General features: G+C 40.7%; 20 protein-coding genes. 8 read left to right on the top strand and 12 right to left on the bottom strand.

From position 1 onward, the window contains the following. Positions 1-272 precede the first annotated feature (272 nt). Complete coding sequence (gene erpA, locus I6E78_RS13195) at positions 273-611, bottom strand: iron-sulfur cluster insertion protein ErpA (RefSeq protein ID WP_011328908.1); 339 nt, start codon at positions 609-611, stop codon at positions 273-275. A gap of 253 nt (positions 612-864) precedes the next feature. Between erpA and I6E78_RS13190 the strand changes: the two genes are divergently transcribed. The 4 genes from I6E78_RS13190 to hemL all read left to right on the top strand — a co-directional run bounded on the left by I6E78_RS13190 (position 865) and on the right by hemL (position 5449). Beyond that, entirely contained in the window at positions 865-2547 is a 1683-nt protein-coding gene (locus I6E78_RS13190) for a chloride channel protein (RefSeq protein WP_089368639.1), read from the top strand. A 16-nt stretch (positions 2548-2563) separates the two neighbouring features. Continuing rightward, a complete protein-coding gene (locus I6E78_RS13185; RefSeq protein ID WP_011328910.1) occupies positions 2564-2998 on the top strand; it encodes a CopD family protein in 435 nt (144 codons plus the stop codon). A gap of 117 nt (positions 2999-3115) precedes the next feature. Next, positions 3116-4132, top strand: a complete 1017-nt coding sequence (locus I6E78_RS13180; RefSeq protein ID WP_197182678.1) for an aspartate carbamoyltransferase — start codon at positions 3116-3118, stop codon at positions 4130-4132. Positions 4133-4168: 36 nt separating this feature from the next. After that, positions 4169-5449: a glutamate-1-semialdehyde 2,1-aminomutase gene (gene hemL, locus I6E78_RS13175; protein ID WP_011328912.1), complete on the top strand. Its 1281-nt coding sequence runs from the start codon at positions 4169-4171 to the stop codon at positions 5447-5449. A 74-nt stretch (positions 5450-5523) separates the two neighbouring features. On the opposite strand, the gene mrcB is transcribed toward hemL, so the two are convergent. The 4 genes from mrcB to I6E78_RS13155 form a co-directional block, all read right to left on the bottom strand. Next, on the bottom strand, positions 5524-7866 hold the full coding sequence (gene mrcB, locus I6E78_RS13170; RefSeq protein ID WP_197182677.1) for a penicillin-binding protein 1B: 2343 nt from the start codon (positions 7864-7866) through the stop codon (positions 5524-5526). A gap of 176 nt (positions 7867-8042) precedes the next feature. Beyond that, complete coding sequence (locus I6E78_RS13165; protein ID WP_089368641.1) at positions 8043-9272, bottom strand: ammonium transporter; 1230 nt, start codon at positions 9270-9272, stop codon at positions 8043-8045. Between the two features lie 9 nt (positions 9273-9281). Continuing rightward, positions 9282-9620, bottom strand: coding sequence for a P-II family nitrogen regulator (locus tag I6E78_RS13160; protein ID WP_011328915.1), 339 nt, complete (start codon positions 9618-9620; stop codon positions 9282-9284). 181 nt (positions 9621-9801) lie between these two features. After that, complete coding sequence (locus tag I6E78_RS13155; RefSeq protein WP_193038607.1) at positions 9802-11067, bottom strand: GGDEF domain-containing response regulator; 1266 nt, start codon at positions 11065-11067, stop codon at positions 9802-9804. Positions 11068-11419: 352 nt separating this feature from the next. Here I6E78_RS13155 and I6E78_RS13150 point away from each other — a divergent pair, with 352 nt between their 5' ends. Next, positions 11420-12940, top strand: coding sequence for a S10 family peptidase (locus I6E78_RS13150; protein ID WP_197182676.1), 1521 nt, complete (start codon positions 11420-11422; stop codon positions 12938-12940). Positions 12941-12999: 59 nt separating this feature from the next. Here I6E78_RS13150 and I6E78_RS13145 read toward each other — a convergent pair whose 3' ends face one another. Next, positions 13000-14520 (bottom strand): CYTH and CHAD domain-containing protein, encoded by a 1521-nt coding sequence (locus I6E78_RS13145; protein WP_197182675.1) that lies wholly within the window; start codon positions 14518-14520, stop codon positions 13000-13002. Between the two features lie 216 nt (positions 14521-14736). Here I6E78_RS13145 and I6E78_RS13140 point away from each other — a divergent pair, with 216 nt between their 5' ends. Continuing rightward, positions 14737-15342 (top strand): TIGR04211 family SH3 domain-containing protein, encoded by a 606-nt coding sequence (locus I6E78_RS13140; protein ID WP_011328919.1) that lies wholly within the window; start codon positions 14737-14739, stop codon positions 15340-15342. Positions 15343-15409: 67 nt separating this feature from the next. Here the strand turns inward: I6E78_RS13140 and I6E78_RS13135 are convergent, their stop codons facing one another. Then, a complete protein-coding gene (locus I6E78_RS13135) occupies positions 15410-15892 on the bottom strand; it encodes a winged helix-turn-helix transcriptional regulator (protein WP_011328920.1) in 483 nt (160 codons plus the stop codon). Positions 15893-16061: 169 nt separating this feature from the next. Between I6E78_RS13135 and putA the strand changes: the two genes are divergently transcribed. Both putA and I6E78_RS13125 read left to right on the top strand, forming a co-directional pair. Continuing rightward, positions 16062-19865 carry a bifunctional proline dehydrogenase/L-glutamate gamma-semialdehyde dehydrogenase PutA gene (gene putA / locus I6E78_RS13130; RefSeq protein ID WP_179808038.1) on the top strand — a complete coding sequence of 1268 codons (3804 nt, stop codon included), beginning with the start codon at positions 16062-16064 and terminating at the stop codon, positions 19863-19865. A gap of 120 nt (positions 19866-19985) precedes the next feature. Beyond that, the gene (locus tag I6E78_RS13125; RefSeq protein WP_197182674.1) at positions 19986-21179 is read left to right on the top strand and encodes an HD-GYP domain-containing protein; all 1194 of its coding nucleotides are present in this window, start codon (positions 19986-19988) and stop codon (positions 21177-21179) included. Positions 21180-21186: 7 nt separating this feature from the next. On the opposite strand, the gene I6E78_RS13120 is transcribed toward I6E78_RS13125, so the two are convergent. From I6E78_RS13120 to I6E78_RS13100, 5 genes are all read right to left on the bottom strand, one after another. Next, a complete protein-coding gene (locus I6E78_RS13120; protein WP_197182673.1) occupies positions 21187-22302 on the bottom strand; it encodes a general secretion pathway protein GspB in 1116 nt (371 codons plus the stop codon). Positions 22303-22313: 11 nt separating this feature from the next. After that, on the bottom strand, positions 22314-23231 hold the full coding sequence (locus tag I6E78_RS13115; protein ID WP_089368647.1) for an ExeA family protein: 918 nt from the start codon (positions 23229-23231) through the stop codon (positions 22314-22316). Between the two features lie 147 nt (positions 23232-23378). Beyond that, complete coding sequence (locus tag I6E78_RS13110; RefSeq protein WP_011328925.1) at positions 23379-23894, bottom strand: Lcl C-terminal domain-containing protein; 516 nt, start codon at positions 23892-23894, stop codon at positions 23379-23381. Positions 23895-23903: 9 nt separating this feature from the next. Then, positions 23904-25565 (bottom strand): Lcl C-terminal domain-containing protein, encoded by a 1662-nt coding sequence (locus tag I6E78_RS13105; RefSeq protein WP_197182672.1) that lies wholly within the window; start codon positions 25563-25565, stop codon positions 23904-23906. A gap of 67 nt (positions 25566-25632) precedes the next feature. After that, positions 25633-25965: a hypothetical protein gene (locus I6E78_RS13100; protein WP_011328927.1), complete on the bottom strand. Its 333-nt coding sequence runs from the start codon at positions 25963-25965 to the stop codon at positions 25633-25635. Positions 25966-25986: the final 21 nt, after the last annotated feature.

The raw sequence follows: 25986 nt of genomic DNA, 5'->3' as shown, positions 1-25986 counted from the left end.
ACCCAGGGTTTGTTGACCTTTGCGGGTTAATATTTGTTCCAACTAGGGGCAATTTAATCGCGGCGCTAGGTTTGTAACCTAGTGGGCTAAGTGAAAACCGAGCAACAAAGAGTTAATTGCCCCTAGGCAGAACCCTTCGGGCAGCGCCTGTTTGGCATTGATGCTACGTTATCGCCTATTTATGGGGAATAACCACACCACATAGGCTCTGCCTTGCCTAAACACCAAACAGACTGCTGCAAATTTAACCTTGAAAGATCAACAGACCCTTGTTAAATAGTAAAGCTTGAACCACAACCACAGGTTGTAGTTGCATGAGGATTAGTTACAAAAAAGCGTGCGCCTTCTAATCCTTCAGTGTAATCAACTTCGCCGTCTACTAAATATTGTAAACTCATCGGATCAACCACCAGCATCACGCCATTTTTGACGATTTCTAAATCACCTGGATTGGCCTTTTCATCAAAGGTAAAACCGTACTGAAAACCAGAACAACCACCACCCGTTACATATACGCGTAATTTAAGTTCTGGATTTTCTTCTTCATCGATTAACTGTTTAACACGATCGGCTGCCGCGTCAGTGAACTTAATTGGTAATTCTTCAGACATTTTAAAACCCTCAATATCGTAATGCCGTGATTATCTAATACCCGAGTGTTTTAATCAAGTATAGTAAAATAAAGGTTGCAGGCACTCGCTGCTGTTAGTAGCAAACTAAACCTAAATATTGAGTCCAGCGTCGCTTATTTGCGTATTTTAACGTTAACTTTTCTATAAATGTAATTATTTTACAAAATCACAACGACTTAGCGTTTGGCTTTTGCTAAAATGACCGCTGAAAAATGCTGCGGGGAAATAAAGCATGTGGCTTGAGCAACTCAGGCGTCGATTAGCCAAACCTAAAACATCCGTACAATTATGCTTATTAGGCGTAAGTGCCGGATTAATAGCTGCATTTTTTATTATTTTATTTCGCTTAACGATTCTTTTTTTTCAAAGTATATTTTTAGAAACTCCCGACGACTTTACCACCCTCCCCACTTTAGAACGCGTATTAATGCCCCTTATTGCGGCACTCTTAATTGCGCTTTTTGCGGCCTTTACTGGCTTTAAACATTATCGCTTGGGTATTCCGTTTGTAATTCACCGTATTAAACGTCATTACGGGCAAATGCCAATATATAACACCCTAAACCAATTTGTTGGTGGTGCACTGGCTCTGATCAGCGGCTTTTCGGTGGGGCGCGAAGGGCCTTCGGTGCATTTAGGTGCTACGGGGGCAAGTATCTTAGCAACTAAATTGCACTTACCTCATAACGCCATGCGTACCCTTAGTGGCTGTGGCATTGCAGCTGGTATTGCCGCCTCGTTTAACACGCCGTTAGCAGCGGTTATTTTTGTAATGGAAGTAGTACTTCGAGAATATAAAGTACATATATTTGTGCCAATTATGCTTGCAGCTGTTACTGGCGCTTTAGCAACCCAATTTGTATTTGGCGAAGGCTCAGAGTTAGCACTTATAAGCATTGCTCCGTTAAGTGGCTGGCATTACCCGTACTTAATACTGTGTGGCATGGCGCTGGGCGCAATAGCCTATAGTTTTAATCAAAACTTAATGTTAATTATTAAAACGTTTAAACCACTTAGCATGTTTCCTCGCTTACTTATTGCTGGCTGTATTGCCAGCTTAATTGCGTATACCGTCCCCCAAGCTATGGGGTCGGGTATGAGTGCAATTACTATTGCGGTTGAATCCCCTGAAGACATGCAATTATTAACTACTATTTTAATTGCTAAGTTACTCGCCACATTATTTGCGATAGGTTTGGGTATTCCCGGTGGTTTAATTGGACCGGTTATAGGGCTGGGGGTTTTAATTGGTACTTTAATGGCCTTTTTTGCCCAGTTTATTAGCCCAGGTACAGATATAGCAGGCACTTATGGTGTACTTGGCATGGCAGGATTATTAGCAGCAACGCTGCATGCACCGCTTGCGGCTTTAACCACAGTGATGGAGCTCACTTCGTCTCCAGAAATAATAGTGCCTGCAATGATAGTTATTACCACCGCTTATGTTACCGCGCTGCAAGTGTTTGGTAATCGCTCGATATTTTTACAACAGCTGGATTTTCAAGAGTTACCTTACCAGGTATCTCCCGCTACTGAGGCACTACAAAAAGTAGGGGTAATGGATGAAATGGATGAAGACTTTAAGTTGCTTTACTCCGACGATAAACAGCAAATAAAAAACACCCTTGATGCGATGGACAGCCAAACCCCATTAATTGTATTCGATGAAGAAAATGGTTACCGATTGGCTGAATATGACTTGAGCTTAATGTCGGATCAAGCAACTAACCTTAGCTATATTAGTTTGGCCGGTATTAGCAGCCAAGCCACTTTAGCTGATGCCTTTGAGCTATTAAATGATAAGCGCAGTGGCGCATTGTATGTATATAACTTATTAGATAATCAACAAATTATGGGATTATTACGTTGGGATCAAATCCATCATATTTTAACCATTCGTAACAGCTTACTTTAATTAAAATGAGGGTAATATGAGCGCATTATTAATTTACAAAACCTTGCATATATTTTTTATGATTGCCTGGTTTGCCGGTATTTTTTACTTACCACGGTTATTTGTGTACCACGCTATGAGCGAAGAAAGGGCATGCAACTCTATGCTTAAAGTAATGGAACGTAGGCTGCTTTTTTTTGTCACTCCGTTTGCCGTGTTAACCGCGGTATTTGGTGTACTCACTATAGTTGAATATGGCCGCGATTGGTTTAAGTACAGCATGTGGTTGCATTATAAACTAGTGCTAGTAATTATTTTATATCTATACCATGGTTACTGTTTTAAGCTTTTAGCTGATTTTAAACATGACCGTAACACTAAAAGCGACCGTTTTTATCGTATTTTTAATGAGTTACCCGTTATAGCACTATTAATAATAGTGGCACTGGCGGTAATAAAACCCAGTTTATAATAAAATGTTTCTAGGTAATTTACTCTGCCAACTAGCTAAGTAACTTTGCTATAATATGCGCGATTGCGTGCTCCTTTAAGGATTATCGCGCCTTTTTGAATAAGTAGGAATAACCCCATGTTAAGTTTCCAAGGTGAAAATATACTCTCAGTTAATCAACTCGACAGAGACTGTATTGAACGTATATTTGCAGTAGCTAAAAAAATGGAACCCTACGCTAAAAAACAAAAGCGTACTAACGTGCTAGAAGGTGCCATTTTAGCCAACTTATTTTTTGAACCTAGCACACGCACACGCGTAAGCTTTGGCACCGCTTTTAACTTACTCGGCGGACTCGTTCGCGAAACAACCGGCATGCAAAGCTCAGCGCTCGCTAAAGGCGAGTCGCTTTACGACACCGCCCGTGTTATTTCGGCGTATGCCGATGCTGTCGCTATGCGCCACCCCGATGCAGGTTCGGTAAGTGAATTTGCAACAGGCTGCTCAATCCCTGTTATTAACGGTGGCGATGGCCCTAACGAGCACCCCACTCAAGCACTGCTCGATTTATTAACCATTGAGCGTGAGCTTAACCGTTTTGAGCAAAACATAGATGGTATGCACATTGCACTAGTAGGCGATTTAAAATATGGTCGCACTGTGCACTCTTTATCAAAACTATTATGCCACTATAAAAACGTGAAATTCTCGATGGTTGCACCCGATGATCTACAAATGCCTAGCTATATATTAGATGCAGTAGATAATGCAGGTCATAAAATTGAATTGGTAAACAAAATGGAAGGTAACTTAGCTGCCGACATAGTTTATCAAACGCGTATTCAAGAAGAGCGCTTTCCTTCGCAAGAAGAAGCCAACAAATACCGCGGTGGGTTTAGAATTAGTCAATCAATTTACACTGCACATTGCAAACCTAATTCAGTGTTAATGCACCCGCTACCACGCGATAGTCGCCTAGAAGCCAACGAGCTAGATAACGACTTAAACGCAAATGACAATTTAGCTATATTTCGCCAAGTACAAAATGGCGTATTAATTCGTATGGCACTGTTTGCTTTAACCCTCGGCGTAGAAAACAAAGTCGAGCAGTATGAAGTAGACGTACCTTGGTTTAGCCGCAAACGCGATAGCTAAACCCACTTTTTTTGTGACAAAACAATAGGATTTTTCATGACAATTAGCCAAGACTTATTTGCACGCGCTCAAGCTTCTATTCCTGGTGGCGTAAATTCACCAGTACGTGCTTTTAATGGTGTAGGCGGCACACCGCTATTTATCACTAAAGCTGAGGGTGCGTTTACATTTGACGCCGATGGTAATCGCTATATCGATTATGTTGGCTCTTGGGGCCCTATGATCATGGGCCATAACCACCCTGCAATTAAACAAGCAGTACACGACGCGGTAGAAAACGGCCTAAGTTATGGCGCGCCTACCGAAGCCGAAATTTTAATGGCTGAAAAAGTAAAAGAGCTAGTACCATCAATCGAAAAAGTACGTATGGTTAGCTCAGGCACAGAAGCCACCATGAGCGCTATTCGCTTAGCGCGTGGTTTTACTGGCCGCGATAAAATACTTAAGTTTGAAGGCTGTTACCACGGCCATGCCGACTCATTATTAGTTAAAGCAGGCTCTGGCGCATTGACTATGGGCGTGCCTAATTCACCGGGCATTCCTGAAGATTTTGCAAAACATACGCTTACTGTATCGTTTAATAATTTAGATGAAGTGAAAGCTATTTTTGCTAAATATGCCGACGAAATTGCATGCATTATTGTTGAGCCTGTTGCTGGTAACATGAACTGTATTCCACCGGTTCCGGGATTTTTAGAAGGTTTGCGCGACGTTTGTGACGAATACAAATCGGTACTTATTTTTGACGAAGTAATGACCGGGTTTCGAGTTGCACTTGGCGGCGCACAAGCCTACTACAATATAAAACCAGACTTAACCTGTTTAGGTAAAGTAATTGGCGGCGGCATGCCAGTTGGCGCTTTTGGCGGCAAAACCGAAATTATGGATTATATTGCACCGGTTGGCCCAGTTTATCAGGCGGGTACATTGTCGGGTAACCCAATTGCCATGGCTGCAGGTTTAAAATCGCTAGAGTTATTAAGCGAGCCAGGCTTACATGCAAAACTAGAAGCAACCAGTAAAGCAATTTGTGAAGGCTTTGAAGCCGGTGCTAAAAAAGCAGGCATTGCATTAACCACTAATTACGCCGGTGGCATGTATGGTTTTTTCTTTACTGATGCTGAAAAAGTAACAACTTACAAACAAGCTACTGAGTGTGATTTAGAGCGTTTTAAACGTTTTTTCCACCTGATGCTTGAAGAAGGTGTTTACTTAGCCCCCTCTGCTTTTGAAGCAGGCTTTGTATGTGCAGCGCACAACGAGCAAGAAATAAAAGATACCATTGCAGCCGCAGAGCGCGCGTTTGCTAAGCTGTAAAACATCAGTTTTATTCAGCCAATAAAAAAAGCCCTAACGGGCTTTTTTTATGTCTTGTAGTTATTCAAAACAGCTTAACGAATACACTGCGGCCTTGGTTCAAATTCACTGGCTCTTAGTGGTAGCTGAATAACTTTGCCGCACCCTGGTGGCGCTTGTTTACCCGTTAGCTCGTTAATAAACGCCCAGCGAATTGAAGGTGGACGAGTATCGGCTATCGCTTCGGGATTTAGCGGTTTTAAATAACGAATATAGGTCTCTAAAGCCCCTACACTACCGGTTAAGCCGGTACTTTTGTTATCATCTCGGCCTAGCCAAGCAACGGTCACTGTGTTTTGATCAAACCCCGCAAACCAGCTATCGCGTAAATCGTTACTAGTGCCCGTTTTACCCGCAAGTTGAATCGACGGAAAGTGTAAGTTTAACCGTTTTGCGGTGCCATCTTTAGTCACTCGTTTCATTGCGTATTTTGTCATGTACATGGCATCTTTAGCAAAACGCGGCTCAGATTTCACCTCATGCTTATACAATACTTTGCCTATTGAGTCGGTTAACGCAGAAATAGCGGTTAACTTTCTATATTCGCCATCGGCAGCAATGGTTGTGTACAATTGTGCTACCTCAAAACTAGACATTTCAAGTGCCCCCAATAACAACGATGGGTATTCGTTAATTCTTCCCTGCGCGCCTAACCCTCTTAGTGTATTTGCAACTTTATCTACCCCTACATCAAGGCCAAGATTTACCGCAGGTATATTTATACTGCGACTAAAAGCTTTGTATAACGGGATCGCTCCGCGAAATTGACGATCGTAGTTTTCAGGTTGCCATACTTTACCTTGCTCATTGGTAACTTGCACCGGTGAGTCGTCAAGTAAAGTGGCTAGGTTATAATGTGGTAACTGCAGCGCGCTTAAATACACCGCAGGCTTAACTAATGAGCCAATATTACGTTTGGTATCAAGTACTCGGTTAAAGCCTGAATAACGCACATCGCGCCCAGAAACTAATGCCGATACGCCACCTTTTTCTACGTTAACTGAGATCATCGCCGCTTCAAGCGCGCGAGTATTAGGGCGTTTTTCTAAATAAGGCAAACTTGCCTGAATCGACTCTTCCATTGCCGTTTGTTTTTGTAAGTCAAAATAGGTAAACACACGAACACCGGCATCTAACACATTTTGATCGGGCAATAACTGCTTGAGTTCACGATTTACTAGTTCTAAATAACCTGGGTACGATTTTTGTAAACTGGCTTTCATTGGCGCTATATTCAAAGGACGTTTTAATGCAGCGCGGTATTCATTAGTACTCAAAAGTTTGTCTTCAACCATTAAGCGCAGCACTAAGTCACGACGTTCCATTGTGCGCTCTTCGTAACGACGTGGGTTGTAATAAGACGGCCCTTTTACAATAGCCACCAGCAGCGCTATTTGATCGTACTCTAGCTCATCTACTGGTTTAGAAAAGTAAAATTCAGCAGCCAAGCCCATACCATGTACACCTTGGTTATAAGACTGCCCTAAATATACTTCATTTAAATACGCTTCAAGTATTTGATCTTTTGAATAACGGTAATCTAAAATAAGCGCAATAAACGCTTCGTTTATTTTTCGTGTAAGTGAGCGCTCTCGGGTTAAGTAAATATTTTTAGCCAGTTGTTGCGTTAGCGTACTGCCGCCCTGAACTGTTCGCCCAGCACGAATATTACTATACAACGCACGTAAAATAGAAAATACCGATACGCCGTGGTGCTGATAAAAATTACGATCTTCAACCACTAAAAGCGTGTCTTTTAGCATTGCCGGAAATTTATCCAGCGGTACAAATTCACGGTCTTGTTTAGAGTCGTTACCTATACGCGCTATTTGCACCGGCTCCAGCCTAGCGTTGTTTAAACGCCGACCAAACTTGTCTTTAATACTAGCCACTTTTTGCCCTGCAAAACGCAGTTCAATTATATGCGCCTGTTCTAGCGCGTCATAAAATTCAAAATCGCGACGATATATTTTAATGCTGTTGGCAGTTTTAACATATTGCCCTGTACGACTTAACCTATTAACGGCTGAGTAGTTTAGCCGCTCTAACTCCCAAATAACCTCTTGGCTTGATAAGAACTGCCCGGGGTAAAACGCCATCGAGCGTGCATAAACTTGCGCAGGAAGCTGCCATTTATTACCTTCAAATTGACGAGTTATTTTTGCATCGAGGTAAATAAAATAAAGCGCCATAGCAATAAATGTCGCTAAACTAAGTTTCCAAAAAATAGACCATAGTTTATTGAGTAAAGATCGCTGAGCAACTGATGATTTGTTTTTTGTACTTTTTTTAGCGCCGTTACGCGGTGTACTTTTAGAGGGTTTAGCGCTGCGCTTTGTGGGGGTTTTACCTGTCGGTGTTTTTTTGTTATCAGCCATTTAAATGTAATTTATTCCAAGGTTTATTTTACGGACGTGAGCTTAGCATAGTCACCTACTAGTTCACCATTATAAGGTAAATTAACAACCCATCTTAGCAGCACTAAAGTTAACCTCCCCTGAAATAAAAAAGCGCTACCTAAGTAGCGCTTTGGACAACACACAATAACTTAAATTTAATTACTACGAACCGATACAAATTCTGGGTAGGCGTCAATGCCACAATCGTGTTGATCCATACCGTTTAGCTCTTCTTCTTCGGTAACCCTAATGCCCATAGTATGCTTTAAGATTGCCCACACCAGCAGCGAAGAAATAAACACAAAACCAATAATACACAACAAGCCTATTAACTGAGTTACCAAGTTTGCCTCGGCGTTTGTCACTGGTACTAGCATAATACCAAGTACTCCACATACGCCATGCACAGAAATAGCGCCAACTGGGTCGTCTATTTTTGCCTTATCAAGTATAACAATACTAAATACCACTAATGAGCCGCCTAATAACCCTAATAAACACGCCATCAATGGTGAAGGTGAAAGCGGATCGGCGGTAATCACAACCAGCCCAGCTAACGCGCCATTTAATACCATAGTTAAATCGGCTTTACCCCATAATGCTTTACAAACAAATAGTGCTGAAACAGCCCCCATTGCAGCAGCAGCATTGGTGTTTAATAAAATCTTTCCTACAGCAGTCGCGTTTTCTGCATCTGATATAAGTAGCTGCGAGCCGCCGTTAAAACCAAACCAGCCCATCCATAAAATAAACGTACCTAACGTTGCCAAAGGCAAGTTTGACCCCGGAATTGGGTATATTTCGCCATTTTTACCATATTTTCCTTTACGTGCACCCAGTAATAATACGCCAGCTAATGCCGCTGATGCGCCGGTTGCATGCACTATTGCTGAGCCAGCAAAGTCAACAAAACCCATTGACGATAAAAATCCAGAGCCCCAAGTCCAGTAACCCTCAATAGGATATATAAGCCCAGTTAACACCAAGGTAAACACCAAAAATGCCCACAACTTCATGCGCTCAGCCACCGCACCCGAGACAATAGACATAGCCGTGGCAACAAAAACAACTTGAAAGAAAAAATCAGATTCTAGAGAGTGATCAGCATCAGCGGCTTGTGTACCAATTAAGCCACCAAATGAAGGAATGATGCCTCCCTCGGTATTCCCTACATACATAATATTGTAACCAACGAGTAAAAACATGGTGCATGCAATTGAATACAAGGCGATATTTTTAGTTAATATTTCTGTGGTGTTTTTTGAGCGTACTAAACCCGCTTCTAGCATGGCAAACCCTGCGGCCATCCACATTACTAATATGCCACAAATTAAAAAATAAAAGGTGTCGAGCGAAAACTTTAGTTCTATCAGTGTACTTTCCATAAATCCCCCTTAAAGTGCATCTTCATCAAGTTCGCCCGTACGAATACGAACAATTTGATCTAGGTCGTACACAAAAATCTTACCGTCACCTATTTTGCCGGTGCCTGCAACTTGCGTAATTGAGTCAACTACGCGTTGGCAGTTTTCAGTACGAGTGGCAATTTCGAGTTTAATTTTAGGAATAAAATCAACTTGGTATTCAGCCCCACGATACAATTCGGTATGACCACGCTGTCGACCAAAGCCTTTTACATCAACAACTGTCATCCCTTCTATGCCTAAATCAGCGAGTGCTGTACGCACTTCATCTAATTTAAATGGCTTGATGATTGCACTAATCATTTTCATTTTAGTCCCCTTAGGACACGTTATTGTTTTTCTTAGTTAATACAATCCAAGCTTTATGCCATTTTTATATGGCAATAAAAAACAATAACTTATAAAAATATTTTATATTTAAAACAAAAAAACGCACCAATTAGGTGCGTTTTTTTATATATAATACTTGATTGGTGCGTGTGTATTTAACTCAACGTATAGCTGTAACCTCTGCTAGCTGCAAAGTACTATTTAAAACCACACAATTGCGCCCTTGCTCCTTAGCTTGATACAAAGCTCTATCGGCAACACGCATAGCAGCGGTTAAACTGGTATTTTGAAATTCGGCTAGGCCTATACTTGCTGTTATTGATAAGGTTTTACCACTGATAGTAAAGTCGTAACTTGCGAACTTTTGTATAAATAAATTTAAACACTTCTCGGCTTGTTCAACTTCTACTTGCGTTAATATAATTGCAAACTCTTCACCGCCAATACGTGCCACTGTACTGTTAGAAAATGAAGTACGGATTAAATTACTCACTTGTTTAAGTGCCTGATCGCCGCCGTCATGCCCAAATTCATCGTTTATTGCTTTAAAAAAATCTATATCGAGTAACACTAAGCTATTTTTCTGATTTTTATTTTTGAGTAGTTTTTCAGCATACTGATAAAAGTAACGACGATTATAAAGCCCGGTAAGATGATCTCGAAAAGCACTTTCTTTAATGTCTGCAATTAACGATAACTGCTCCATGGTTTGCAATACACGACAATGAAACTCTTCATTCATAAAAGGTTTAGTTAAAAAATCATTAGCACCATATTTAATAAATCGCGCCGATAAACCATGCTTACTCGCGCCTGATAACCCAATAATTGCTAAGTCATCACGGCCTCTAAAGTTTCTCACCGCTTTAACTAATTCAAAACCATCCATTGTTGGCATTGCATAGTCTGTCATGAGTAATTTAATTTCAGCATCGTTTTTGAGCATATCTAATGCTTGGCGTCCATCGTGCGCCTCACTGACTGCAAATAATTGTTTTTCTAGCATTTGCTTCATTAAAGTACGACTTAAAACCGAGTCGTCGGCTATTAATGCTTTACAGCCTTGGTTACGCAACAGCTGTGCAACTAATTTTATAGCGTAATTATATGAGTCACGGTTATCTTTTATCACATAATCAATTACGCCTAATTCTAACATTTGCAGGCGCTTGTACTCATCCATCTTAGAAGTAAGCACCACAGTAGGAATACCTTTTAATAAGGTATATTTGGCCACCTCACCATTTGGTGCGTCGGGGAGCGTTAAATCAACTAAGGCTAGTGTATAGCTGTGCTTACTTACAAACTCCTTACACTCAGATAAAGACCAAGCAAAATCAATGGCAACATCAAGATACTGTGCAGATATATGGCGAAGGACTTGTTGTACTACTTTACTATCTTCAACTATCAACAGTCTTTGCATAGGGCTTCTCTTTACTTCTAATTTGATTACTTGTTTTATAACCATATGTTCATCATAAATTTAAAGCCTTTAATGAGATTTTAAATTTATTAAAAAGCAAATTACACACCCTGTCGGTTTGCCACTATTTTTTTAAAGTAAATCTCACTTATTTAAGCTGCTATTTATAAATAGATGCGAATATACATTACTTTCATTACGATCGAAATAAAGAGCGATACAAAGCGTTAAAAGCTAAGTTTTTACACATTCTATTTACTCAACCACTATTATCGGCAACTAGTCTCAATACTTTTGTTTTTTTACTGAATATTTCTTTTAATAGAACATTAACAATAAAAAAGGGTCATTCATGAAGTTTAGCCAAAGTATTTTTTTACCTATTGCCGCCATTGCCTTAACACTTAGTAGTGCCTCCTTTGCCGATAATAACCAGCGTCGTATTGATATCGACAGCAAAGTGGTTACTGAGCACAAAGCAAAAATTAATAATCAGCGCTTTTCATATACGGTTGCAACCGGTACGCAACCTGTTTGGGATGACAAAGGCGATGCTATAGCAACCTTGCAATATACTTACTACACCCGCGATAAGGTAGATGACAGAGCAAAGCGCCCTTTGCTTATTTCGTTTAATGGCGGCCCTGGCTCGGCATCGGTTTGGATGCACCTTGCTTATACTGGCCCTCGCGTATTAAAAATTGATGATGAAGGCTACCCTATTCAACCATATGGGGTTAAAGACAACCCTTACTCAGTGCTCGACATTGCCGATATTGTATATGTAAATCCGGTAAACACCGGCTACTCTCGCGTAGTTGAAGATAAAGACGGTAAATTACTCTCTAAAGCTGAGCAAAAAGAGCAGTTTTTTGGCGTAAAAGCCGATATTAAGTACCTCGCTGAGTGGCTCAATACCTTTGTAAACAGAAACGAGCGCTGGCGCTCTCCTAAGTTTTTAATTGGCGAAAGCTACGGTACAACACGTGTATCGGGCCTTGCTCATGAACTGCAAAATAGCCAATGGATGTACATTAACGGCGTAGTATTGGTTTCACCAACCGATATTGGCATTAAGCGCGACGGCCCAATTAAAGCAGCTAACCGCCTGCCTTACTTTGCCGCTACAGCTTGGTATCACAAAGCATTAAATGCCAACTTACAAGCTAAAGACCTAGACGAGTTACTGCCTGAAGTTGAGCAGTTTACAATTAACGAACTGATCCCCGCACTGGCTAAAGGCGGCTTTATTGCAGATGATGAAAAACGCCGCATAATTAAAAAAATGGCGCAATATGCTGGGCTTTCTGAAACCTTTGTAGAGCAAAATAACTTAGATGTTCCAACGCAGTTTTTTTGGAAAGAGCTATTACGTGACCGCGGCCAAATGGTAGGACGCTTAGACTCGCGTTATTTAGGTATTGATAAACGCGATGCGGGCGAGTCGCCTGATTACTGGGCAGAACTCACGTCGTGGTTACACTCTTTCACACCCGCTATTAATCATTACTTACGTGAAGAGCTAAATTATAAAACAGATATTAAATATAACCTGTTTGGTAATGTGCACCCATGGGATAGAAGCGGTAATAACACCGGCGAAAACTTGCGTTTAGCTATGGCGCAAAACCCGTATTTAAAGGTAATGATTCAATCGGGTTATTATGACGGTGCAACTAACTACTTTGATGCTAAATATACGTTATGGCAGTTAGATCCAAGTGGCAAAATGCAAGACCGCTTAAGCTTTAAAGGCTACAGAAGCGGACATATGATGTACTTACGCCATGCGGATTTAGAGAGCTCTAATACCGACTTACGTGAATTTATAAAAGCGGCATTACCTAAAGAAGGCCAAGCTGCTAAATACTAATCAGCAAACATAAAAAAGGCTCGTAATGAGCCTTTTTTATTTAATCATATTCTGTAAATCTAAAGCCAATAAGGCTTTATATCGAACGAAGCCAATCTACTTTGCTCCATTGCACTTACCAAATATTCTGTCTTTTGTGCTAGCCATGTTTGAATTTTAGCTAGCTTTTCATCTTCTTGACCACCGCAAAGCTGCTTTAAATAGTCAAGGGTACTAAGCTCGTACATACCATGAGAAATATCAAGCCAAGGAAGTCTAAACTCTAAGCGCTCTTCTTTATCAAATAACGCACCTAAACAATTACCACTTAGTAAACTGTTCTCTAATTGTGTGCGTATATTAAGGTAATCATTCGCGGTTAAAGTTTGTTCTTTAGGTAACAGCTTATGCAAATTTCGCCAATCTTTATCAAACAAACGGTTAGCAATGCTGGCTACCGATTGGTCAGCGTTTTGTAATTGCTTTTGATCCCAAAACTTGCGCCATTGTTTGTCTATTAACCAGGTTGTTAACGACAGTATTAAACGATTATAGCGTGCACTATGAAACAGCGCATAAATGTCGTCAATGCTAGGCTGTAGCTCTTTTAGGTCATTAATAACTTGTGTTAATGCCGGTGCGTTGTTTATTTTTTTATAAAAAGCGTGGCGTTTAGAAGTATAGGTTTTTAATTGAATTGCATTTTCAACCCACGCTAACTCGCTGAGTAACCACTTTAATTCGTTGCGTAAATGCTCAGTACTTTCTTTGCTAACAATGTCGTCAAACAACCAAAAGTTATGACGAATTAAGCTTATACCGTCGGTTACTCGCTTTAATGTTTTTAAACTTGGCTTATCGAAATAACATTGTTCGTGCTTTTGCACAAAACGAATACCAAAACCCATAGCCTCTATTAATGCTTGCTCTTGGGTTACTTGCCCTTTGAGTTTAACAAACCCAATAGACTTACTTGGTTGCAGTGGCGTGTCGTCAGCAAGGCGATACCCTCTTGCGGCCTTTGAATACAAACCTAAGCGAATACAGTTTTGGCTTACTAATTTATCGGCTAGCGCAAATAATTCATTACGGCTGCCCTCAACAAGTTCAATTTCAAGCTCGCTGATCACCTCAACTTTACCCGCTGCGGCAATTTCACCTTTATCAAGCACTACTTCAATTTTTGCACCGTTTTGAGTCTCAATTAACCAAGTACGGCGAATAAAGTTAGTACTAAAAATCGGATGTATATTTTCTGCAATAACATTGGCTTGCATGCCATGAGGCCAAATAGATGGGTCAAATGCCATTATATCTGGACGATTAGACTCTATTGGTAAGTTAAATTCAGGGCGTTGATGTAAGCCCCCAACAACCTCACCGGCGAGTTTAATTGTTTGCTCACATTTATTATCAGCACAACGCGTTCTATAGCCAATATCAAGGGCTCTAAGCTCACGGCTTGGCGTATCATAATAAGCATTTTGTAAACTTCGAGATGGCTTATTAGTAACTGTTTTTGCAAATTGTGTAATTAATGAGGGGATCAGTGGAATGACGGCATCTGATACCAAAAATTTTAGTTCTATCTCAGTATCCATTAGTTATGCGGATTACCCTTAAAATTAATAAGTGGTCAAAATAAACAAAGCCGCCCCATATTGCAAATATTTTAGTCAAAATGGGCCGCTAATAAAATAACACCGGTTACAATATCAACCTTGCTATTGCGCAATTTAATCCATATTATCGCTATACTTATGTGAAATATAAAATCACGTTCTAAACGGACACGGTTAGATTAACAAGGTAAATAAATGCTAAAACACTGTTTATTATGGCTGTTTTTAACAGCCTCAACATTTGCGAGCCAAGCAGAAGAAGCTCAAACAGCAGCCCCCACCAATGCAAAAACAGCTTATATAATTGACAATCTTTATACGTTTATGCGCTCTGGTGCGAGCAAAAACTATCGTTTACTCGGCTCTATTGATGCAGGCACACAACTGACCTTATTATCGAGTGAAGAAAACGGTTTTTTAAAAGTTAAGGATGATAAAGATCGTGAAGGTTGGGTTGAAGCTAAATACATTACACAAACAGCTGGCTTACATAAGCAGTACCAAACGTTAAGTGATGAAATGAGCTCAATACAAAATGAACTGCGCCAAGCACAAGTTGAATTACCGCAGTTGCAAGAGCAAAACGTGCAGTTAACAAACCAAAACAAACAATTGTTTACACAAATAACTCAATTAAAAACCACACTTGAGCAAGAGCGCACTTTAAAGCAAGCTACTAGCTCTAAAGAAAAACGCCAATTACTTACTTATGGCGGTGCTATTGCATTTTTAGGATTGTTTTTAGGTATTATATTAACGATTGTGTTGTCTCGCCGTAAGCGCTACCAAGGCTGGGCATAACACGACAACTTAATTAGTCGCATAAAAAAAGCATCATTAGATGCTTTTTTTATGCCTGCAGTTTATATTACAAATCTAGGCGCAGACCCGGATCTTGTTTTATTTTTTCAATTACCATGTAGGTGTGATGCGTTCCCACTCCAGGTATATCAACTAAGTCGCCAAGCACTTGCCTGTACTCGTCCATGTTTGATACCCTGATTTTCAGCAAGTAGTCGTAGCCACCAGCAACCATGTCGCACTCCACTACTTGCCTAATTTTTAAAATGTGTTCTCTAAACACTTTAAATACCGCGGTATTTGAAGTCACCAGCGACACTTGTACATGTGCAACTAAGCTTTGATTAAGCTTGGCTTCGCTAAGCTTTGCAACATAGCCTTCAATATAGCCTTCTTGCTCTAAACGCTTTACACGATCAAGACAAGGGCTGGGGCTTAAATTAACCTGCTTTGCGAGGTTAACATTTGAAATTCTGCCGTTCTGTTGCAGAACGTCTAAAATAGCTAAATCGATACGATCAAGCAGGCGTAATCTATTTGGACTCGTCATAACAGAACTTTATACGGATAAGTAGAAAATATGCCCTGTAAATTAGCGTAAAACGCCAAATTTAACCAGCATATTCTGCTGAATTTTAATTAGAATGCACGCCTTACACCAACGAATATTTAGTGGTAATTAATTTTACCTTAAGTTTTAACACTCCTGAGGGTTGCTTATGTTATTCAATAGCGATTTGACAACGACTTGTCCAATTCGACAAAAAATCCGTGACTTCTACCGCATCGACGAAAATGCGGTTATCGATCATATTTTACCACTTGCTGAAGTAGGTGTTAAAGCACGAAGTCGTGCCTGGGAAAGAGCTCGCCAAATTGTTTTAAATATTCGTAAAGACCAAGATGGTCAAAGCGGTGTTGATGCACTATTAAATGAGTTTTCACTCTCTAGTGAAGAAGGCGTAGTATTAATGTGCTTAGCCGAAGCCCTGCTTCGCGTACCAGACAAAGCAACTCAAGACACATTAATTCGTGACAAATTAGCAAAGGGCGACTGGAGCTCTCATTTAGGCAGCAGCGATTCGTTATTTGTTAACGCATCGTCTTGGGGTCTATTAGTAACCGGTAAAATGGTTAACTACACAGATAAAACCAAAGAACAGCAATTTGGTATGCTTAAAAAAACCATAGGTCGTTTAGGCGAGCCGGTTATTCGTAAATCAGTAAACTTTGCGATGAAAATTATGGGTAAGCAATTCGTTATGGGTCGTACCATTGACGAAGCGATAGTACGTGCTGCCGATAAAGAACAAAAAGGCTATGTATATTCATACGACATGCTAGGCGAAGGCGCGCGCACCATGAAAGATGCGCAGCGTTACTTTGACAGCTACATGAACGCGATTCATGCTATTGGTAAAGCGGCAAATGGCCGTGGCCCAATAAAAAGCCCAGGCATTTCAGTTAAGCTTTCTGCTATTCATCCTCGTTATGAGTTTACGCATAAAGAACGCGTAATGGCCGAGATTGTGCCTAAGCTTAAAGAGCTTGCGCTAGCAGCTAAACAATATGATATTGGCTTTACTGTTGACGCTGAGGAAGCAGACCGTTTAGATATTTCTTTAGATGTAATTGAAGCGGTATTTAGTGATGACGACCTAGCAGGTTGGAACGGCTTTGGTTTAGCGGTTCAAGCGTATCAAAAACGCGCTATATTTGTAATTGAATGGCTAACTGAACTTGCAACCCGTGTGGGTCGTAAAATGATGGTGCGTTTAGTTAAAGGCGCTTATTGGGACACTGAAATAAAAACCACACAACAAGATGGTTTAGAGCATTTTCCGGTATTTACTCGCAAAGCAACCACCGACGTGTCTTATAAAGCGTGTGCCATGAAAATGCTCGAAGCACGTGATGTACTTTACCCACAGTTTGCTACCCATAATGCCTACTCAGCAGCAACTATATTAGAAGTAGCTAAAGGTGATAACACCGGTTTTGAATTCCAACGTTTACACGGTATGGGCGAATCTTTATTTGACCAAATCGTTACCGAGGAAAAAATTCAGTGCCGCGTATACGCACCAGTGGGCCAACACGAAGACCTGCTGGCTTACTTAGTACGCCGTTTATTAGAAAATGGTGCTAACTCATCGTTTGTTAATGCCATTGTAGATACCACTAAGCCGGTTGAGTCACTATTACCTGACCCGGTAGAAACACTGCAAGGTTTACGTAATAAATACAATACGCAAATTAAAATGCCAATTGACTTATATGGCGCCGAGCGTGCCAATTCAAAAGGCATGGATTTAACCGATATAAACGTGATCACTCCGTTTAAAGAAAACCTTGATCTGTGGTTTAACGAGCACTTAATTGAGCCAAGCCAAGTACCTGAGGGCTCTGTGGCAGTTAAAAACCCGGCAAACCACAAAGAAGTAATTGGCCATATAAAACTGCAATCTAGCGATGAAATGCAAATTTTGCTAGCCAACGCAGAAAGCGCTTTTGAATCATGGTCACAAACATCGGTAAAAGAACGTGCTAATTTATTACGCCGTGTTGCCGATATTTTAGAGCGTCATCATGACGAACTAGTGGCTATTTGTATTAAAGAAGCCGGTAAAATAGCTAAAGATGGTATTGATGAAGTACGCGAAGCGGTTGATTTTTGTCGTTACTACGCAGCCCGCGCTGAAGAGCTATCGCAAGATGAGCGCTTTGAAGCTCGTGGTGTTATTTTATGTATTAGCCCATGGAACTTCCCGCTAGCTATTTTCTTAGGCCAAGTAGCCGCTGCCATTGTGACCGGTAATACCGTTATTGCAAAACCAGCTGAGCAAACCAGCCTAATTGCGCTGCGTGCCATTGAACTTATGCTGTCGGTAGGTTTACCAGAGCATGTTGTGCAAGCGGTAATAGCCCGCGGTAGTGACGTAGGTAAAACAATTGTTCCGGATGAACGCGTTCAAGCAATTATGTTTACTGGCTCGACTGAAACAGGCACGCTTATTTCACAAACACTCGCGGCGCGTAGCGATATTCAAGTACCGTTAATTGCTGAAACAGGCGGCCAAAACTGTATGATCGTTGACTCAACAGCACTCCCTGAGCAAGTGGTTGACGATGTCATTAGTTCTGGTTTTCAAAGTGCTGGGCAACGCTGTTCAGCGTTACGTGTATTATTTATTCAAGAAGACGTTGCCGATGGCATAATCGAAATGCTTAAAGGTGCACTGGCTGAATTACATATAGGCGACCCATCGTTACTATCTACTGACGTAGGCCCGGTAATTGATGAAAAAGCGCTGAAAAGCTTAAACGATCACGTTGAGTACTTAAAAGGTAATGCGACATTACATTACGAGTGTAAAATTCCAGATAACACAGTAAATGGTGCGTACTTCTTTGCTCCTCGCTTATACGAAATAAAAGACTTATCGGTACTTAAGCGTGAAGTATTTGGCCCATGTGTACACGTTATACGCTTTAAATCGAGCGAACTAGACAGTGTTATGGATCAAATAAACAACACAGGTTACGGCTTAACTATGGGCGTGCATTCGCGCATTGAAGAGCGCTGTGAATACCTAGCTAAAATGTCGCGTGCAGGTAACGTATACGTTAACCGTAATATGATTGGCGCTATTGTTGGTGTGCAACCATTTGGTGGCCGTGGTTTATCTGGTACTGGCCCTAAAGCCGGCGGCCCTAACTACTTACAACGTTTAGTAAAAGAAAAAGCATCACCAGAAAACGTGCAAATGACCAATCTAACGCCAGACGAGCTGGATTTACACCACTACAGCGGTGCAAACGAGCAAGTAGAAAAGCTAATGATTAACTCTATGCGCGATGAAAAAATTTGGCGCTCAACACCACTAAACGACCGTGTCTCTGCGGTGCGTCAATTGCTTGCTAAAATAGCCACAGTTGAAATTATTGACGACTTAGCAGACGATTTAGCACTAACACTTGCCGATGCACGTGCACAACTTAATCGCTTAGAAAAGCACATGCGTAAATTTACTACATTACCAGGGCCAACGGGTGAGTCTAATACATTGCACCTTGAAGCACGTGGTTGTGTTGTATGTTACGCCGATAAGAGCACATCGTTTAACTTTTGGGCATTATCGATCATTACTGCAATTGCTGCGGGTAATACGGTAATTACTGTTGCTTCTGAAATATTTTATGAAGAAGCGGTTGCCTTTAGAGATAAATTTATTGCCACCGGTGTTGCCGAAGGCGTGTTCCAAGTAGCTAAACCAAATCAGTTACAAGCTATATTGGCACATCCGCACTTAGCCGGCGCTGTGGTTGCAGCACGCTCTTCTCGCTTTGGTTATTTCAGCCAGCAGCTAGCGCAGCGTAAAGGTGCTATTTTGCCAGTGATCAGCTCTGAATATTACGATACGCTTATTAAACGTTTAGTAACTGAAAAAACCATCAGTATAGATACAACGGCATCGGGTGGTAATACATCGCTGATGACGCTTGTTGAAGATGATGAGTAACTAGTTTAGCACTAATTACTTATTCGTATGAAAAGGCACCTTAGGGTGCCTTTTTTACTATGTTAATTGTAATATTTTTGTTACTTTAACCAGTAGAATACTTATATGAAGTGAATTAAATTGAAAGTCATTCCAATTTCGCAGTTATTACCTGGCATGTTTGTACAAAGCGTAACAAAGCAAACCGGACGTATTAAAATAAAAAGCCAAGGCTGGGTTAAAACCCAGGCAGGCATCGATAAGTTAAAAAATGTCGGTATTTTAGAAATTGAAATAGATCCAGATAAAACCCTCATCGAATCAGTGCCTGAGAAAGAGCCTGCCAATACACCTTCCCCTGTTGCAAAGCGCGATCCTTGGCAAAAAACGCACAGTGCTGAACAAGAAATGGGCAAAGCTAAAAAGCTCTACGATGAAGCTAAATCTCTACAAATTAAAGCATTTAAAGATATAAAAGCAGGCCGAGATATAGACATAGCGCCTTTTAGAGATCTTGCTAGTGGTTTTATGGATTCGGTATTTAGAAATCAAGATGCACTTGCTTGTCTTACTCAAATGCGCCAAAAAGATGCCTACCTGTTAGAGCACTCTATTAATGTTTCTATTTTAATTAGTATTTTTGCCAAGCATTTGAATATAGATAAAGATATTATTGAACAGCTAACTACTGGCGCGCTACTGCATGATATTGGCAAAATAAAAATTCCTGATGCAGTACTCAATAAGCCGGGACGTTTTACTGATGAAGAATTTACAATAATGAAAAATCATGCGCGCTTTAGTAAAGAAATTTTACAAGCTGCAGGGCTCAAAGGTATAGCTGTTGATATTGCCGGTATGCACCATGAACGCTTAGATGGTAAAGGCTATCCGTTTGGTAAAAAAGGCGATGAAATAAGCCAGTATGTGCGTATGGCGTCAATTGTTGACGTGTATGATGCACTCACAGCTGAGCGCGTTTATAAAGCGGGTATGGAGCCGATAAAAGCCTTTAAAATATTAAAAGAAGGTTGCCCTGATAGTTTTGATAGTGAGTTATTAACTAAATTTATTCAGTGTATCGGTATTCACCCGGTAGGCACACTGGTTAAGCTCTCGAGTCAAAAAGTGGGACTGGTGACACAGAGCAACCCTGCCAGCCCACTAAAGCCCGTTGTTAAAACTTTCTATAGTGCAAAGCATGGGCGCTACACCCAAGTGCAAGACATAGATTTAGCACATAAAAAAAGCCAAGATACACTTGAGTCGGCAGTTAAAACTGACGAATACAAAATTGACTTACAACGCTTTTATAAAAATTCAATTTTACCCTAATTAGCCGCTATTGCGGCCAATCTTGTAGCGCCTTTAAGCTAAATTCGTAGCCGTCAAAATCAAGTACGCTTTGCTCTGGTGTTATTTCTCGCACTGTTAATGCACCTATACTATCGCCCTCAAAAAGCTCGCGACCATTGAGCTTGATCCAACGCTTATCGAGTGCAGAGGAATATATATGCGCCTGATATTTAAGTGGCGGTAACATGGCTTGCAATCCATCTGGCAACAGCTCTATTGGTTGCACTCGTGATGAGCTGCGCGTTGCTTGCGTTACTTCGTAGTTTTGTGTTTTTTCTGTATCTTGAATAGCTTGATCAAAAGCTGTTTCTAGTAATGTTGGGTTCTTTGCAAGCGTAGGTCTTTTAGTTTTTTGTGCTGTAGAGCCTTGCGAATCGAGCGGTTTACCAAGCACTTTATACTTACTTAAATCAAGCGATGCCGATGAAGGCATATTTGTTTGAGGTTGCTGCCCAGCAGCTTGTGTTGCCTGGTTACTAGTTTGATTGAAGCTGGACTGATTATAATGTGGTTGTGAATATCCCTGCTGATTAATTGCGCCTTGCCCATACGTACCCTGAGTAAAACTATTTTGCGGATTTAGGTTTTGCTGAAGTGTGGCTTGATTTTCCATTATTGGAATATATTGCCCTTGTGGCGTAAGTAACATTTGTACAATACCACTGGGGGTTTGTACATACACTAACTGACCTTGAATTGAAGTTGCTGTATTTACTGCGTCTGGCGGGGCCGTTTTTGACGCTGATGATTGCGCCGCTAATACAGCTATGTTTTGCTCTGCACTTTGTAATTTTGCTGTATTATCTATATCCGATTTGGTTGTTATTGTTGGTTCTTTATCGGCATTAGTATTTTTTAATATTGCTGTAGTGCTAACTTGCTCATTATTACTATTAAATGAGCTGTTTTGTAGCCATTTTCCACTAACAAAACCACCAGCAACACTAAAGCTAACCGCTAAGCTGCCACCAATCACAAACGCCAAGCGGCGGTATCGCACTAGAGACTGTTGTTGTTTAGCCTGCTGTGCCTGTAAGTCATACTGCTCGGCGCTTATATCGGCTTGTTGCGATTGCTTTAACGCATCTAATAAATAAGACATTAATCACCTAACTATAAAATAAATGAAAGCCCTAAGCCTGCTGCAAATAAAGCAACAAAAGCAGAGCAATATAGCCAATATGGCACGGTTTTAGGTGGCGTATTATTAGCCGCAATAAAATCGGGTGGTAATGATTCCTGAGCAGATTTTTTTATAATCTCGCTATCTATTGTTAATTGCTGTTTTGCAAATGCCCCTACTAACGCCCGCTCACACACTAAGTTCATTAATCGTGGCACGCCACCGGTAAGTTGATGAACGCTTTGCATTGCTTCCAACGAAAAAATACCTTTATCACAGCCTGCAATATGTAAACGATGCTTAATGTATGCCACCGTTTGTCCTTGTGTTAAAGGCAGTAAGTGATAGCGAGCTGTTATACGCTGTGCAAGCTGCCTTAACTCATTTCGTTTTAATAATACTTGCAGCTCAGGTTGCCCCACCAGCACTATTTGTAATAGCTTTTTATGATCGGTTTCTATGTTGGTTAGTAGGCGCAGTTGTTCTAGTACATCGGGAGCAAGTAACTGCGCTTCGTCAATAATAAGTATGGTATGCCCACCCGCTTTATTATTTGCTTCTAAGTGCTTTTTTATAACATCGGTAAGGCTTTTTAAACTCGCATTTTGTGCATCATAATTAATTTTAAGCTCATCACAAATACTCGCCAAGAGCTCAAGCTCTGATAATGCCGGATTATGGATCATCGCAACTTGAGTATTCTCTGGCAGTTTTTCTAGCATACTGCGAGTAATGGTTGTTTTACCGGTACCCACTTCGCCGGTTAATAATACAAAGCCGCCGTCTTCACCTAGTCCATAGGTAAGGTGCGCTAACGCTTCTTTATGTCGCTCACTTAAAAACAAATAATGGGGATTAGGCGAGATTGAAAAGGGTTTTTCATGCAAACCAAAATAGCTTAAATACACCTGAGTATTCCTTGGTAAATAAATCCCCTCCATAATGGCAAAAAAAGAGCCTTAGTGACAACACTCAGGCTCTTTTATTATTGAAATAACGTAAATTAATGTAAAAAGCACTGCTTTCAACTTAGCTGTGCATTTACTTATATTGGATTATTTTTCGTAACGCATTAAGCGCAAATAAACACTACTGGTTTTAGCGTGCAAACTATTTAATCCACTGTCAAACTGATAAACCCAAGCAGAATTAATCGTATTTACACCTGAGGTATTGGTCCAATAGTTTTGTAGCTTTGTGCCCAAAAACACCGATTCGTTAATACTTGGCTCTGTACATCTGTGTTCAATAATACTTGCTAACTCTTTAATATTTGGTACTTGCCAGTCATTATAACTTGCCGTTGTATCGTTAACTGCGCCTCGCAATGCAGCTTGCCAGGTTAATGATGGTGTAGAGCCTTCGCATGTTGCTGTAGCATTGTTATACACTTGTCCGTAACTACAACGCTGCCACATTAAACCTGTTTTGCTATCTGACACTGTGCCATCGGGATTTATTGTAAATCGCTCTGTTGGTGTTGTTTGCGTAACAGAGTCATAACAAACCCCAGCTATTACGTTAAAGCTTAAACTCATTGCCGCAAATGTAGTTATTAATTTAAATTTCATATACTTCCCCTAACGGCTTCTAACTAAACGAACATAAGCAATATTACCTTTTGGATAAGCAAGGTCATTACCATCGCTCATATCTATAATATAAGCTTGCGATAAACTGGTGCCATCAACCGCTGTTTGAGAGGTCCAATAACGCAAGTGACCCAGTAAACTAACCGCAGGCGTATTAGGGAAAATACTCTTATCTATTAATACATTTTGCCCTTGCTTGCCATAATCTACTAAGCTTAGTAGCTCGGTGTAAGTGGGTACTCGCCAATTTGTGCCACCACAAAAATCTAGCGCATTTACTTCTTGTATATAGCTTTGCAATCCGCAATCAGTATTGCTTGGGCAACTGGAGTTAGCTGCGCCTCTTGCTCCGCCTACTTGAGGAATAGCAGATTCAGTAAGGTACCATGTATAAAGATTTTGCCCATCGCGTAATGTAGTGTTAGGTACCACACCTGACACAGGGCTTTTAACCTCCCACACTAAACCGGTTACGTTGTCGCGAATACAACTAAAATTTGGTGCGTCATCAGCCACTTCATCGGCAAACTCATTTAGTTTGGTGTAATCAAACGCTAAATTACCTTGCCCTACTTTGGCTAAACGATTCGCAAAGCTGTCTCGACCAAGTTCAGCATCTTGATTTGGAAAATCTTTACTAACACAGTTTATACGTTGAGTATTGTTGTAACACTCCCCTACACCTGTATCGTTTATTAACCCAAGCGCTTTAGGTGCAACATCTACAAATACACTATCGTTTGCGGTGCGCCCTTTTGAATCAGTAACCATTACTTCAAAGCTTAAAGTGGCGTTAGTGTCTATGTCTGAGGCATAAAAAGTAGTAATACATTGATTGCTATTAGCGAATGTTTCCGCTTTGCCGGTTAGTTGTTGCCAGTCACATTTATAAGTACTGGTTGCGGCAGCGCTGTTACTTGCATCTAAGGTTACTTTATCAAACTCGCTAACTTGCTGATCAGCCCCGGCATTGGCAATAACAACTTGCGCTGTTTTATTTAAAGTCATGTCATATTCAGAGGTTGACTCTCCCCCTTCATCATCGGTAACCGTTAATGACCACTTTAAATTTGTATGGTTTTCAAGCAGTGGATGGCTAAAGCTTAAGGTAGAATTAGTAAAACTATTAATATTGAGGGCTGGTCCTGATATTAATTGCCACAAGTAGCTATTAATTTGACCATTTGTATCTGGATCTGTTGAGTCTGCTGCGCTTAGCGTTACGGTATCGTTATAAACCGATGGCAATACTTGCGGTGCTGTTTGAGTAATTACAGCTTGGGGTAATTGATTGTTTGAAGTAATAAAAATACTAATATCGTCATGTACTAAACCACCACCGGTTGTTTGATAGCTTACTCTGAGCACCAGTTCACTGTCTGCTTTTACATCTGGCGCGGTAATAGTTTGCACTGCACCATCGAGCGGAAATCCATCAACAATGGGGCCGCTTACGCGCTGCCAAGTAAACGTACCCTCGGTAGGTGAGCCTTTTGCAGTAATAGTAAAATCGGTTTTTTCAATAATTTGCAAATCGTTACCTGCAAATACTGAAGCTTGAGTGTTATCACCATCATCAGAGCTCCCCCCACCTCCGCATGCAGCCAATAGCCCACACGACAATAACGGGATTAACGCAATTGCTCTCATACTAAGCACCTTTTTATATCAAAAAATAATTAATAATTATTTAAAGCAATAAAAGTGCCACTAAGTACTATAAATAACTATCTTGATGAATACGTACAAATAACTTAGTACCTATTTTACTGTAATCAACCTTGTATTCCCGCCCATCAAGGGCTTGAATAAATAACAATCGTTTTTCTTCGCCAAACACATCGGCGCTACCAACATAAACAACTTCTAAGTAACGCTCTTTTGCGTCACGGCGGTTTTTTGGCAGCTCTTCTTTAAATGGTTCTAAGCCATTTTGGGTCACTTTAATTCGAGGGTGGATCTCAGAATTAACAATGACTAAATCAAGTTTTTTGTCTTTATGTATTATGGTATTACGACCACTTTTTAAAAAAGCTCTTTCTTGGCTCATTATTATTCCTACTGCCGCGTT

Source organism: Pseudoalteromonas sp. NZS127, from assembly GCF_015864805.1.
GTDB lineage: Bacteria > Pseudomonadota > Gammaproteobacteria > Enterobacterales > Alteromonadaceae > Pseudoalteromonas > Pseudoalteromonas nigrifaciens.
The sequence above is the reverse complement of the archived record's forward strand: the minus strand, read 5'-3'. Positions and strand labels throughout refer to the sequence as shown.